Raw genomic sequence first — 13,292 nt, 5'->3', positions numbered from 1 at the left:
ATGTTTCTCGACTTCGCTCGAAACGAACGGATGATGGTAGCAATCTGGCTCGAAAGCGTCCTAAGCGGCACCGCATAACGCGACGGCATAAATCAGCATTGCCACGATGCCGATCGCGGTGCGCCCGGCATGGAGCTGGCCCCAGCGATGCAGCATCGCGATCGTCTCGGGTGATGCCTGATCGAGCGGCGTCGCCTGGAGCTGCCCGTTGAGTTTCCAGATGACGAGGAAGGTGTAGGCGATCGCCGACAGCATCACGGCGCCGCCGACAATCCATAATGTGCCGTCACGGGTCAGTCCCATAGCGATCCCGAGCAGACCCGAGATCACCGCAAGCCCGGCCTGCATCACCGTGCCGCGCGCGTAAGACGGTTTCCACTGCGTCAGTTGCGCACGAGCGTCGAGTTGCGCGCGTGCGGGATGTTCGACGGTCAGTACGTAGATCGCGGCGCCCGAAAACAGCGCGGCGGTGACGAGTGCGGCGATACCCAGCATGTCGGTGCTCCCGGTTGGTGGGAAAGCGGTTGGCGGCGACCGAAGGTTCCCCTTTGGCGTGAGCGGCCGGATTGGTGCGCACCAGCCGCCGAGGCGGTAGACTCAAAATGCGGTCGGGCAATAAGCGATCGGATACCTTCGTCAGCTATCCGAGAGATCGCGCCTTATTTTGGCATAGAGATAATACGATAGCTCGCGAAGGTGCTGACCCCAGTGGATTTGATAGAGGGAATTGAAATGCCAGTGCGCATCGTCAGGGCCGAGATGTACGAACCGCCAGACGGTTTCATCGAGATCGCTTGCGATGTCCGCTAGATCGTCGATCGCGTCACCAAGCACATATTCTTGATCCAGGGTGCCGGATGGGTCTGCAACCGGATAATAGCCGTATTCTGGGAATCTTGACCTCAAACGGTCATACCGTTGCTGGTAATCTTCCCTTGGGGGCTTGCCGTCGTCATCCGCTGGCTCGCCGTCAGGGGTATCGTGATACGCCAACGCGAGTTTGTCCAATTCTCGAGCCAGCACGGCGTCGGCCGGCGGCGCGCCTTCCAACACCATCAGTAAAAAACGCCGCGCAGCAGCAACCGTTGGAGTATCTCCCATCCAGCCACGTTCGCACGTCCATTGAATTTTCTCAACGAACCGCTTCTACCGGAACGGACCGTCCCGGCTCATGGGTTCACAAGCTCATTGGGTTCACAAGCTAAAGCCCAAACTTCGCCTTGAGCTTCGGCCCGGTCAGCGATTTCAGCGCATCCTTGCCAACCCACCGTTCGGTCTGGTCGTCCGACGCGGCAAGCCGTTCCGCCAGAGCAATCGCCGCGCGGCTCAGCACAACATTGCGCTCGCCGATCGCGCGGAGCGCCCAGCTCACGCCTTTCTTGACGAAGTTGCGCGGGTCCGTCGCCGCCGCCTCGATCAGCGGCAGGCAGTCGAGGAATGGGCCGTCCGGCGCCTTGCGATCATGCAGCGCGACACTGGCAAGCAGCGCGAAGGCGGCGCGGCGGCCGAACTCGTCGTTTAGCCGGCTCCAGTCGCGGATCTTGTCCAGCGCATGCGGCGTGCGGTCGAACAGGTTGAAGCACAATGTGTCGCAGAGCGCCCAATTGTCGAAATCCGCGCGCCATGCGTCCATGATCTCCGGCGTGGTCAACGCCGGATCGGCGATCAACGAGACGAGCAACCGCGCCTCGTAGATATCGCTTCCCCACAGCGCGAGCGCCAGCGGGTGGTCGCGCTTGAGCCGCTTCGCGATCGCCTTGATATCGGTCATGCGCACGCCGATCGCGGTCGGCGCGATGATCCCGTAGCGCCGCGCGAGATCGTCGCGATAGCCCGGGTCGGCATGCCGCCGCAGATCGGCAATGATCGCGGCGATCCGGTCGTCCATCGCTGACAGAGTCATGCCCGACCTTATCCGGACGATGCCAACCGAGTCGAGCGCCAGCGATGATCGCTGCCTCGATTCACATCGTTCGCGGGTGCCGTCATACCTGGTCTCCGGCGCGCGCGGTGCGCGTCATGGGCGAAAACCCGTTCGGCCAGCCAGTTGAATCGAGCAGAGCATGACCATCGTGCCGCCACGTCCCGACAGTCCCGCAAAATGCGCGCGAAATTCCCGTGCCGCTCCAACAAAATTCCCGCAGAAATTCCCGCAGATTCCCGCAGAACGCTCAAAAAAGCATTTTCCCGCAGAAACTCCCGCAGCGACGGGAAATCCGATCGCTCGATTTCGCCGGAATCGCCCCATATCGGGGTTGAATCGAGCGTCACGCCGCGGCGTTGTCGATCCCCAGCTCGCCGAGCTTGCGGTACAGGGTCGAGCGCCCGATCCCCAGTCGCCGTGCGACTTCGGTCATGCGGCCGCGATAATGGCCGATGGCCAGGCGGATGACATCGGCCTCGATCTCCTCCAGCGCGCGCAGATTGCCGTCGGCATGGAACAGGGTGACGCCGCCGCTGGTCGCCATCGGCGACGGCCCCGGCGTGGTATGGCGTTGCGCGCCAAGTGCCGCGATCTGCGGGAAATCGGCCCGGGTCAGCGCCGCGCCGTCGCACAGCACCGCGGCGCGGAACAAGGCGTTCTGCAGCTGGCGGACATTGCCCGGCCAGTCATAATGGCCGAGCAGCGCCAGCGCATCGTCCGTAATGCCAAGCGGCCGGAGCCCCGGCTGCTGCGCGATCCGCGCAAGCAGATGGCGGGCCAGCGCGGGGATATCGCCGGTGCGCTCGCGCAAGGGAGGGATCGTCACCTGCACGACGTTGAGCCGGTAATAGAGATCCTCGCGGAACCGCCCCGCCTCGACTTCCTCGATCAGCCTTTTGTTGGTCGCGGCAATGACCCGGACATCGACTTCGCGGGTGTGGCGCGCGCCGATCGACTGGATCTCGCCCGATTGCAGCACGCGGAGCAATTTGACCTGCGCCTCGAGCGGCATTTCGCCGACTTCGTCGAGGAACAGGGTGCCGCCATCGGCCTCCTGGAAACGGCCGATCTTGCGTTCGAACGCGCCGGTAAAGGCGCCCTTTTCATGCCCGAACAGCTCGCTTTCGACCAGATTGGCGGGGATCGCGCCGCAATTGACCGTGATCATCGGCTTCTTGCCGCGCGGGGACGCGGCATGGACCGCCTCGGCGACGACTTCCTTGCCGACGCCGCTTTCGCCTTCGAGCAGAACCGCGACACGCGCCCGCGCCGCCTTGGCGGCGATCGCCAGCGCAGCGCGGAAATCGGGCGCCGAGCCGACGATCTCGTCGAACGCGAGCAAAGCAGGGATTTTCTCGGTGAGCGGACGCAATTCGCCCGCCGCTTTGCCGGCGACCGCCGCATCCAGCGCTGCGAGCAGGCGTTCGGGGGCAAGCGGCTTGACCAGGAAATCGGTCGCGCCGGCACGCATCGCGCCGACCGCCTGTGCGACCGAGCCATTGGCGGTGAGCATCAGCAGGGGGAGTGCGGGGCGGCGTTCGCGAATCTCGCCGATCAGTGCGCTGGCATCCGCCTCGGGCGCCCAGTGATCGAGCAGGATCGCATCGAGCTGCATGCCGTCCTGCGTGCCGAGCATGGCGATCGCCATCTCGCCATCCTGAGCGAAGACCGCGCGCCAGCCGCGCCGCGCGGCAAGAGCTGCGACGAGTCGGCGCTGGGCCGGTTCGTCGTCGATCAACATCAGAAGGCGCTGTCCGTTGCGCGTCATTCGGCCATTCCTGTTTTCCCGTTCGCCGGTAACCTTAATGCAGACGGGTAAAGACGGGCTTAAACTGCCCCTCAATGGGACTCGTGGGACGGGGCTTGAGGGACGGCGCAGGGGCGGCTAAGCGCAATGGGGGACCGACAATCAGGGAATGAGATCATGGCCGGTAACAGTGATATGAAGGCGCACGAGGCGACCTATCACAGCATCATCAGCTTGCTGAAATGGGGCGCGATTGCCTGTTTCGTGATCGCGTTCGCGGTCATCTGGCTGATCGCCGGCTAGACGCGGGTGAAGATCGCAGTCCTTAAGGAACAAGCCCCGGGCGAGCGCCGTGTCGCTGCGACGCCGGAAACGGTCAAGAAATTCATCGCGCTCGGCGCCGATATGGCGGTGGAGAGCGGTGCGGGCGAGGCGGCGTCGATCGCCGACGCTCAATATGCCGACATGGGGGCAAAGGTCGGCAGCCGGGCGGACACGCTCAAGGGCGCCGACATCATCCTCGGCGTGCAGGGACCCGATCCCGCGTCGCTCGGCGGCGCTGCGCCTGGCGCCTGGCTTGCGGCCGGGCTTAACCCGTTCGGGGAACGTGCGCGGGTCGATGCCTATGCCGCGGCCGGGATCGAGGCGCTGGCGATGGAATTCATGCCGCGCATCACCCGCGCGCAGTCGATGGACATCCTCTCCTCGCAATCGAACCTTGCCGGCTACAAGTCGGTGCTCGACGCGGCGTCCGAATATGGTCGCGCCTTTCCGATGATGATGACCGCCGCCGGTACGATCTCGGCTGCGCGCGTCTTCGTGATGGGCGTCGGTGTCGCCGGGCTGCAGGCGATCGCCACCGCGCGCCGCCTGGGTGCGCAGGTCTCGGCGACCGATGTGCGCTCGGCGACCAAGGAGCAGATTCAGTCGCTCGGCGCCAAGCCGATCTTCGTCGAGAATGTCGCCGGGATCGAAGGCGAAGGCTCGGGCGGTTACGCCGGAGAGATGTCGCCTGAGTATCAGGCGGCGCAGGCTGAACTGGTCTCCGGCCATATCGCAAAGCAGGACATCGTCATCACCACCGCGCTGATTCCGGGACGCCCGGCGCCGCGCCTCATCTCGGCGGCGCAGGTCGCGAGCATGAAGCCGGGCAGCGTGATCGTCGATCTCGCGGTCGAGGCCGGCGGCAATGTCGAAGGCGCGGTCGCGGGCGAGATTGTCGAGATTGGCGGCGTGAAGATCATCGGCCACAAGAATGTCGCCGGCCGCCTCGCCGCGGATGCCTCGGCGCTGTTCAGCCGCAATTTGTATAATTTCCTCAGCGCCTTCTGGGACAAGGAAGCGGGCAAGCCGGTGCTCGATGAAGAGATTGGCGACGCGATCCGGCTGACCAAGGGCGGCCAAGTGGTAAGCGCAAGGCTGCTCGGATGATCCTCCCCGGCACGGGGAGGGGGACCAGCGAAGCTGGTGGAGGGGGCGTGCCGCGAGCGCTACGCCCGGAGGTATCCATTGCCCGCAAGCTGCGCAAAGAAATGAGCCTGCCGGAAGTGCTGTTATGGCAGCGCCTGCGCGGCCAGAAGTCTGGCCTCAAATTCCGCCGCCAGCATCCGGTCGGGCCGTATGTCATTGATTTCTACTGCCGCGAATCGGCGCTCGCTATTGAGATCGATGGCGAGGCGCACAACCGCGATGACCGTCCGCAACGCGACGAACGTCGCGACGCCTTTCTGCAAGAGAATGGGTTGAGTATTCTCCACGTCGCCGCTGCCCGTATCCTCAAAGACCCGGACGCTGCTGCCGAAGCTATCGCTGCGTATGCGGCACGCCCCCTCCACCAGCCTTCGGCTGGTCCCCCTCCCCGAATCGGGGAGGAGAAATAATGGGCATCCTCAACGCCACCGCGGCCGACCCGCGCGAGCTGATCGACAAGCATGGCGAGGCGCTGACCGACGGCGAGACGATCTATTTCGTCTACAAGACGATCCGCGATTATATCGCCTTCACCAACTGGCGCGTGCTGTACATCAATGTGCAGGGCATCACCGGCAGCAAGCGCGAATTCCTGACCGTGCCGTACCGCTCGGTCACCGCCTTTGCGGTGGAGACGGCGGGCACGTTCGATCTCGATGCCGAGATCAAAATCTTCCTGTCCGGCCATGAACCGATCGAATTCAAGGTCGGGCGCAACACCGATATGCGTGGTCTGCAAAGCTTTCTTGCGCAGAAGATGGATCGTTAGGGGGTGTTCGTGATGGCCAGTGCAACCCAGTCAATTCGGCGCATATTGGCTGTTGCAGCGACCAATATGATCATCGTCTTCGCCCTCTTCTTACCCGCGCAGCCGGCACATGCGAAAGATTCGAGCCGGAGTTTCAGGACAATATGGATGATCGAGGGCCCCAAGCCTGGGCCAGAGACGGTCAGTATCCCCGAGAAAGAGCTGGTGTTGAAACAGCGCCTGTTCCCGACAGGCTTGGTGAAGCTGTCGCAGGCCTTTCCCGGCCGGCAAGAGGGAGAGGTAGCGGCACTTCCTGCCGGAGCCGAGCTGATTCAGGCAGTTGTGCAGCAGGGCAAACTCTATTGTTCGACACATTTCCAACGGGCAAGCGGCCTTAAGGGGTTTCTTCGGTCATCCGGCTCCAAATGGGTCGTCTTGACCTGCTTGCTGGATACTGATCGGGATGGTTCTTTCGACCAGGCCTTTACCGGCGCCGGTCTTCCCGCGTTGCCGGGCGCTATTGGGCAGTTGCCAAAAAAGCCCATGCCGATAACGCCGCTTCCCTATGAGATTATCGATCCATCAGCCTTTTCGGAGCGATATTTTGTCGGCCTGCGATATGACGGGCAGGCAAAGATCGGGACACTGCGCCGGTTCAATGTGGTGTTCGGCACGGATGGAGCCTGGGACGGTTTGACCGACAATATCTTTACCAAACGCGATTCCGATCTCCCCAAAACGCTGACCGTGATGGGGTCTTCGATCACGATTCTGGGCGGCGATGGGAAAAATGTCCGCGCGCGGGTCGACAACGGCTTTCCGATACAACCCTTTGGTGTGGTCGTCACGGCATACACCTATTTCATGTGAGGCGGATCATGGACTTCATCGCAATCCTGTCGATCTTCGTAATGGCCTGTTTCGTCGGCTATTATGTCGTCTGGTCGGTTACACCGGCACTGCACACGCCGCTGATGGCGGTGACCAACGCGATCTCGTCGGTGATCATCGTCGGCGCGCTGATCGCTTCGGCGGCGGCGGGGTCGGCGACCTCGAAATGGCTCGGGCTGGTCGCGGTCGCGCTGGCCAGCGTCAACATCTTCGGCGGCTTCGCGGTCACTGAACGCATGCTCGCCATGTACAAGAAGAAGGACCGCCCGGCGGCCAAGTAACAGGGGTGGGTTGCCCGCGCGATGCGCCGGGTAACGACTAGGGGACAAGATCATGCACGAAGCCGCCATCGCCACGCCCGCCTGGGCCGCACTCGCTTATCTCATTGCCGGGGTGTGCTTCATCCTCGCCTTGCGCGGCCTGTCGAGCCCGACCTCGTCGCGGCGCGGCAACCGGCTCGGCATGGCGGGCATGGCGCTCGCCGTCGCGACCACGCTCTATCTCCACATGAATGTCGGCATCATCGAGATCGTCATTGCGATCGCGATCGGCGGCGCGATCGGTCTGGTCACCGCGCGAAAGATCGCCATGACCGACATGCCCCAGCTGGTCGCGGCGTTCCACTCGCTGGTCGGCATGGCGGCGGTGCTGGTCGCGGCGGCCGCCTTCCTCAATCCCGAAGCGTTCGGCATTCTCGGGCCGGACGGGCAGATCCTGACCGTCAGCAAGATCGAGATGGGGCTTGGTGTCGCGATCGGCGCGATCACCTTTTCCGGCTCGGTCATCGCCTTTCTGAAACTCAACGGCAATATGGGCGGCAAGCCGATCATGCTGCCCGCGCGGCACGTGATCAATCTCGCGGTGCTCGCCGCGATCATCGGCCTGGTCGGCTATTTCACGCAGGATCAGGATCCATGGGTGTTCTGGACCATCACCGGCCTGAGCTTTGCGATCGGCTTCCTGCTGATCATCCCGATCGGCGGCGCGGACATGCCGGTCGTGGTGTCGATGCTCAACTCCTATTCGGGCTGGGCTGCTGCGGCGATGGGCTTCACGCTGCACAACACGGCGATGATCATCACTGGCGCTTTGGTCGGGTCGTCCGGCGCGATCCTGTCCTACATCATGTGCAAGGCGATGAACCGCAGCTTCATCAGCGTCATCGCCGGCGGCTTTGGCGCTGACACCAGCGGCGGCGCAGCGGCGGCGGCGAGCGATCGTCCGTGGAAGCGCGGCTCGGCCGAGGACGCGGCGTTCCTGATGCAGCAGGCCGAACAGGTCATCATCGTGCCCGGCTACGGCATGGCGGTGGCGCAGGCGCAGCATGCGCTGCGCGAAATGGGCGACAAGCTCAAGGAACATGGCGTGCGGGTGAAATACGCGATCCATCCGGTCGCCGGACGGATGCCGGGGCACATGAACGTGCTGCTTGCCGAAGCCAATGTGCCCTATGATGAAGTATTCGAGCTGGAGGACATCAACAGCGAGTTCGCGCAAACCGATGTCGCCTTTGTGATTGGTGCCAATGATGTGACTAATCCGGCGGCGAAGACCGACAAGAGCTCGCCAATCTACGGCATGCCTGTGCTGGATGTAGAAAAGGCCAAAACGGTCCTATTCATCAAGCGCTCGATGGGCGGAGTCGGTTATGCCGGTGTAGACAATGATGTCTTTTACATGGACAATACGATGATGCTGCTTGCCGACGCCAAAAAAATGGTCGAGGAGATCGTCAAGTCGCTCGACTGATGAGATAATTTGTCTAATTCAATTCATCTGATATACCTCCCCGTGACTTAAGCGGCCATTTGGTCCATTATGGATAAGGTCGGGTTCCGCGCGGCCTGTAAATTACGTAGTTTGCGAATGGGTTAGGTAGGTATCGGAGCAGGGCATGATCGAAACGGCGGCGCCATCCTTCGCGGTGACACCTCAGATGCTGATCGTGGCAGACGATAGCGCCGCCGTGCAGCTGGTGTCCGAAGCGGCTGTGCTGGCCGGGGGACGGATCGAGGTCACGCTCCCCTGGAATCAGGTGGCGGAGCGGATCGCCGACTATCAGGCAATCGACGTGATCGTGGCCGAGGCGGAGTCGGTATCGCCTGAACTGCTCGCTGGCGCGTTGCTGCTGCTCGATGATATCGCGCGGGAACGCCAGGCGCGCATCGTCATCACCCTGGCCGAGGAGCAGATCGACCTGGTCGCGGCGACGGTGTTCGGGCCGCATGTGCAATTGCTCTGTCTTCCATCGGTTGCCGAGCGTGTCGTTGCGCTGACCCTTGCGGCGCGTACGCGCACTGTTTCCGCGCGGGAATCGGGTCGCGATGGCGAGGAAGCGCGGCTGCGGCGATTGAACGAGGAAGTCGCGCGGATTGCCGAGACGCTTGCCCGGCTCACCCGCAGCGACAATGGCGATGTGGCGCAGCGCGAGAAGCCCGGCGTCGCTGACCGGCGCTTCGCCTATGCGTCACCTCCGCCGGCCGACACGGCGGACATCGATGCGCAGGATATTCGCGCCGCCATTCGCGCTCGCCGGCTGCGCGGGCAATATTTCGATGCCGGGCTGCTTGAGGATCCGGCCTGGGACATGCTGCTTGATCTGTTCGCGGCGGAGCTGGAACGGTCGCAGGTTTCGGTATCGAGCCTGTGCATCGCCGCGGCGGTCGCGCCGACCACCGCGCTGCGCTGGATCGCCAAGATGAGCGAGGCCGGCCTGTTCGAACGCCATGCCGATCCGTTCGACCGCCGCCGCGCCTTCATGGCTCTGTCGGCGACGGCGCGCGCCGGCATGATGGGCTATCTGTCGGCGGTAAAGCGCGCCGGCTTGCCGATCGCATGAGGCCATTGCCTGCTGTTGCCGCTCCGGTCCGTTTCCGTCCACGAAGCTAGGCCTTGCCCGGCCGGAAAATGGCGCTAAGACGCGGCTTCCCGCTACGGGGGCGATTAGCTCAGTTGGTAGAGCGTCTCGTTTACACCGAGAATGTCGGCGGTTCGAGCCCGTCATCGCCCACCATCTCCCCTTCAGGCGCACGCCGCTAATCCGGGCGCGCCAGGACCGGAAAGATGATGAAGCCGGTCCGCGGGTTGAGCGTGAATGGCTCGCCCAGATCCTGCTTCAGTCCCTGCCGCATCTCGGCAAGCGCGCTCAACGGCAGTTCGAGCGGCGGCTCGTCCGGATGGACGGTCGCGCGGTCTGGGTAGGGAATTCCCTTGCGGTCCATCTCGACATGCGCGCCCACGATGTGACGGACGCGGTGCCGTTCGGCGAAGCGAAGCGCCCGGTCGACGCTGCGGCGCATCTCCTCCGTGCGATTGGCCGGCACAAAGACGCGGCCCGGATACAGCATGTCCCCGGTCAGGAGACTCCGGGTTTGCGGGTCGTAAATGGCGATATGGGCATTCTGATGCCCGGGTGTCGGAATGATCGATACGACGCGGCCGCCCAGATCGAGTTGCGCGATGGAGTCGGGCCAGCGACGGATGCCGAAGAACGTCGCGACCGCTTCAGGGGCGTGTCCCACGATCACCGTGTCGGGCCGATCCCGGAACTCCGCGTCCCCGGCAATATGGTCCCGGTGCCCATGGCTGTGCGCGACGATCAGGTGAAGGCGCTTCAGCCCGCGTTCGGCGCACCATTGTTCGATCAGGCGGTCGATCGCTGGCCTGATCGTCAACCCGCCGGCACCGGTGTCGAGCAGCAGCGCCTGCCGATTTCCCAGCAGCAGATAGAGAAAAGGCGCTTCGAAGTTCGTGGCGAGCGATTGACGGATCACAAACGTGCCGGCGCCCAGTTTCTGTACCTGCACTGTCGGATCGCTTGCCGCCGTGCCCGAAATCCAGGGGTGCGGGAAAAGCCCGGATGCGCTTTCCGAACCCGGCCCGGATGCTCGCGCGACGCTGAACGGGATCGTGTCCCGCGGCACGGGACGCGCATGCGAGAGTCCCGCGAGCAGGACGGCAAGGCCGGCGGACATGGCGAGCAACCCTGCCTTCATTTCACTGCCTTTCATGGTCATGGCGTGTCGCCGGCAGCATTGCCGCCGATCGTGCGGCATGCTGGTCATATGCCCGCGCTTCTCGAGATTGCGCACGATATAGATGGCGATGACGCCCTTCCAGCCGGTTTCGCGCGCGGTTGCCTGAAGAATATCGCCCCGTTCCACGGCGGCGACTTTCGACCTTGAGTGACATACCGCGCGGATTTTTAGGGGCGCGCCGATGCGAGGATCATAGGGCGACCGTCACGACGCGCCGGATTGGTCGATCTTCACCAGCTGGCCCTGCACGGTGACGATACCGCTTGAGGACAGCGTCGCCGCTGCGGTACCGTGCGCGCTGAAGCTCGCATCGGCCCTGGCCTGGATCGTCGGCCCATCGATCGTCACGCTTTGTTCGCCTTTCAGCGACAATCTCCCCTGTGCGGTGATGGTGATGTCGGTTGCGGCGTTGAGCGTGATTGTCGTGGCGCTGTCGATCGTGACGCCGCTCTTCGTCATGGTGACGCGGTTCTTGCTCTTGTCCACGACCGTCACCGAGTCGGCCTTGTCGTCGAGCCGGATTGTCTGTCCGGCCGGCGTTGAGAGTTCGATCGCACCATCGACATCCCAGAAATCGATGCGCAGCTTGCCGTGCGTGACGATGGTTTTCCGGTCGTTCGCGGCAGAGGGCGGGATCGGGGGTGGGTTCCTCTTGCTATAGAGGCTGCCCAGGATCACCGGGCAGCGCGGATCGCCGTTCATGAAGGCAACCACCACTTCGTCGCCGACTTCGGGATAGAATAATGCGCCCGCGCCGCGCGAGGCATAGAAGCCGCCGAGCCGCGCCCAGACGCCGGCATTCGCCTGGAGCAGCGGCAGTGCGACCAGGACGCGGAATTCGCCATCGGGGTCGCTGTCGATTTTAGTCACAGGGCCGGTCTGAAGGTTGGCGGCGGCCGGAATTTGGCCCGCTGCACTTGCGGGCGTCGCGCCGGTTCCAGCCGCATCCCGCCCGACCCATTCCGGCGCAAGGCCGATCTCGACCTCCGTCGTCCAGGCGCCCGCGACAACCTGCTGGTGAACGCCCGAGACATAGGCATTGCCGTTGAACCGGGCGCCCAATCCGGCAAGCGTGATCATGCAGCCCGGCCGGGCCAGCGCGCTACCCTGGAAGCGGACATGCCCCCGGATCTTGGCCAGCCTTGCCTGAGTCAGCCGCGCCGAGGACCAGCTGGTGAGATCGTCCTTGCCGATCGTCGCACTGGTCTGTTGGAGGAGCTGATCGACGCCGAAAACCGTGGCAAGGGTATCGGACGAGAGATTGCCGGGCGTGGTCACCGTCGAACTGGCCGCACCCGCCATGGCGAGTTCCTGAGTCGCGGGGTCCCAGGCGACGCTCTGCACCGCCGAGGGAGCATATTGCGTCGCTGCGTCCATCACGGTGCGGAAATCGAGGATCGACTCGCCATTAGTAATGGTGAGGACCGGCGACTGGGCGGTGTCGGGCGGCGCAACCATCACCTGCCCGCCGGACACCGTCACGACCATGCCGTTCACCGCGGCGCGTGCCAGCATCAGGTCCCAGTCCGACGCATGATATTGGACGACCGCCTCTTCCACGGCCGCGGTTGGTGTCACCGACGCGGTCAACCCGGCGGCGGTGATCAGCCGCTCGATCACGGCGCTGTCGGTCATGCGTTCGAACACGGCGTTGCGCCGTGCGAGCGTCATCGCCAGTGCCGGGTCGGTCGCTTCGATGGTCAGCAGCGAAGCGCCGTCCGGGCCCTGCTCCAGGCTCTCCCGGTCGATGATGCCGGAAAAGACTTCGGTGTCGGTCCCATCATAGCCGAGCGTAATGGCCAGCTTTGTGCCGGGGATCAGCGTGCTGGCTTCGCTGATCGCGAAGGCCGTCTCCGCTGCGTTGCCGTCGGCGATGGTGATACGGGCCCGGGGCAATGTGTTGACCCCGGCCCAGATGTTGATCGAGATGACTTGCCACGCGCTGTCGATCGGCTTGCCATTGGTCGTGATGGTGAAGGAAACCAGTGATCCCGCCTGCAATGGTGAGGGTGCGCTCATGATCGATCTCCCCTGAATGGCATCGTCCCGATCACCGGTCGCCACCTGTCGCGGGGTGAGCCTAAGCGATCCGGATTGCCTTGTCAGGCGCGATCGTGTCGCAACCGCAATGATCGCCGGCGCCTGTTTTTCCGGCGTGATTCCCGATCTGATTCAACACCGGTGCCGACCCTGACAAAGTGAGGGCGGTCAGATGCTCTCCGGCGTCCGGCTCCGCTCTTTCACATGGTGAGAAAAAGTCGATGCCATCAGCTGGCTGATCCTGGCTGATATGTTGGCTGTTATGCTGGCTGTTCATTGGCTGATAGCTGGCTGTTATTCGATAACAGCCAGCTTTGGCTGAAACATTTGAAAATGCGCTGAAAAATCCGGGTCGGAAATCCAACTTAACAGCCAGCAAAAAGAATATTGCGAAATAACAGCCAGGAACAGCCAGCAATTTCGGTTGCGACCAGG

Annotated in this window: 15 protein-coding genes and 1 tRNA gene; 9 read left to right on the top strand and 7 right to left on the bottom strand. The window is 63.4% G+C overall.

Annotated features, from left to right (window positions below; translation table 11 throughout):
- Positions 1-60: 60 nt before the first annotated feature.
- The 4 genes from ACRECS_RS23160 to ACRECS_RS23145 form a co-directional block, all read right to left on the bottom strand.
- Entirely contained in the window at positions 61-495 is a 435-nt protein-coding gene (locus ACRECS_RS23160) for a DUF1772 domain-containing protein (protein WP_431585326.1), read from the bottom strand.
- Between the two features lie 141 nt (positions 496-636).
- On the bottom strand, positions 637-1,101 hold the full coding sequence (locus ACRECS_RS23155; RefSeq protein WP_431585325.1) for a hypothetical protein: 465 nt from the start codon (positions 1,099-1,101) through the stop codon (positions 637-639).
- A 100-nt stretch (positions 1,102-1,201) separates the two neighbouring features.
- Positions 1,202-1,903, bottom strand: coding sequence for a DNA alkylation repair protein (locus tag ACRECS_RS23150; RefSeq protein ID WP_431585324.1), 702 nt, complete (start codon positions 1,901-1,903; stop codon positions 1,202-1,204).
- 364 nt (positions 1,904-2,267) lie between these two features.
- Positions 2,268-3,692 carry a sigma-54-dependent transcriptional regulator gene (locus tag ACRECS_RS23145; protein ID WP_431585323.1) on the bottom strand — a complete coding sequence of 475 codons (1,425 nt, stop codon included), beginning with the start codon at positions 3,690-3,692 and terminating at the stop codon, positions 2,268-2,270.
- Positions 3,693-3,848: 156 nt separating this feature from the next.
- Between ACRECS_RS23145 and ACRECS_RS23140 the strand changes: the two genes are divergently transcribed.
- From ACRECS_RS23140 to ACRECS_RS23100, 9 genes are all read left to right on the top strand, one after another.
- Positions 3,849-3,974, top strand: a complete 126-nt coding sequence (locus ACRECS_RS23140; RefSeq protein ID WP_431585322.1) for an aa3-type cytochrome c oxidase subunit IV — start codon at positions 3,849-3,851, stop codon at positions 3,972-3,974.
- 6 nt (positions 3,975-3,980) lie between these two features.
- A complete protein-coding gene (locus ACRECS_RS23135) occupies positions 3,981-5,102 on the top strand; it encodes an NAD(P) transhydrogenase subunit alpha (protein ID WP_431585321.1) in 1,122 nt (373 codons plus the stop codon).
- A gap of 47 nt (positions 5,103-5,149) precedes the next feature.
- Complete coding sequence (locus tag ACRECS_RS23130) at positions 5,150-5,551, top strand: endonuclease domain-containing protein (protein WP_431585320.1); 402 nt, start codon at positions 5,150-5,152, stop codon at positions 5,549-5,551.
- Positions 5,551-5,910, top strand: a complete 360-nt coding sequence (locus ACRECS_RS23125; protein WP_431585319.1) for a PH domain-containing protein — start codon at positions 5,551-5,553, stop codon at positions 5,908-5,910. The genes ACRECS_RS23130 and ACRECS_RS23125 overlap by 1 nt, the downstream gene beginning before the upstream one ends.
- 12 nt (positions 5,911-5,922) lie before the next feature.
- Positions 5,923-6,759 (top strand): hypothetical protein, encoded by an 837-nt coding sequence (locus ACRECS_RS23120; protein ID WP_431585318.1) that lies wholly within the window; start codon positions 5,923-5,925, stop codon positions 6,757-6,759.
- A gap of 8 nt (positions 6,760-6,767) precedes the next feature.
- Complete coding sequence (locus tag ACRECS_RS23115; protein ID WP_187762020.1) at positions 6,768-7,061, top strand: NAD(P) transhydrogenase subunit alpha; 294 nt, start codon at positions 6,768-6,770, stop codon at positions 7,059-7,061.
- A gap of 52 nt (positions 7,062-7,113) precedes the next feature.
- Positions 7,114-8,529, top strand: coding sequence for an NAD(P)(+) transhydrogenase (Re/Si-specific) subunit beta (locus ACRECS_RS23110; RefSeq protein ID WP_431585317.1), 1,416 nt, complete (start codon positions 7,114-7,116; stop codon positions 8,527-8,529).
- A gap of 145 nt (positions 8,530-8,674) precedes the next feature.
- Positions 8,675-9,619: a hypothetical protein gene (locus tag ACRECS_RS23105; RefSeq protein WP_431585316.1), complete on the top strand. Its 945-nt coding sequence runs from the start codon at positions 8,675-8,677 to the stop codon at positions 9,617-9,619.
- 98 nt (positions 9,620-9,717) lie between these two features.
- Positions 9,718-9,793, top strand: a tRNA-Val gene (locus tag ACRECS_RS23100).
- Positions 9,794-9,815: 22 nt separating this feature from the next.
- On the opposite strand, the gene ACRECS_RS23095 is transcribed toward ACRECS_RS23100, so the two are convergent.
- The 3 genes from ACRECS_RS23095 to ACRECS_RS23085 form a co-directional block, all read right to left on the bottom strand.
- Positions 9,816-10,943, bottom strand: coding sequence for an MBL fold metallo-hydrolase (locus ACRECS_RS23095; RefSeq protein WP_431585315.1), 1,128 nt, complete (start codon positions 10,941-10,943; stop codon positions 9,816-9,818).
- A gap of 78 nt (positions 10,944-11,021) precedes the next feature.
- Positions 11,022-12,836, bottom strand: a complete 1,815-nt coding sequence (gene vgrG / locus ACRECS_RS23090; RefSeq protein ID WP_431585314.1) for a type VI secretion system tip protein VgrG — start codon at positions 12,834-12,836, stop codon at positions 11,022-11,024.
- 61 nt (positions 12,837-12,897) lie between these two features.
- Positions 12,898-13,275, bottom strand: coding sequence for a hypothetical protein (locus tag ACRECS_RS23085; protein WP_431585313.1), 378 nt, complete (start codon positions 13,273-13,275; stop codon positions 12,898-12,900).
- Positions 13,276-13,292 lie beyond the last annotated feature (17 nt).

This window comes from Sphingomonas sp., assembly GCF_050725575.1.
Lineage (GTDB): Bacteria > Pseudomonadota > Alphaproteobacteria > Sphingomonadales > Sphingomonadaceae > Sphingomonas.
Note: the sequence above shows the minus strand (reverse complement) of the source record. Positions and strands in the feature narration are given on the sequence as shown.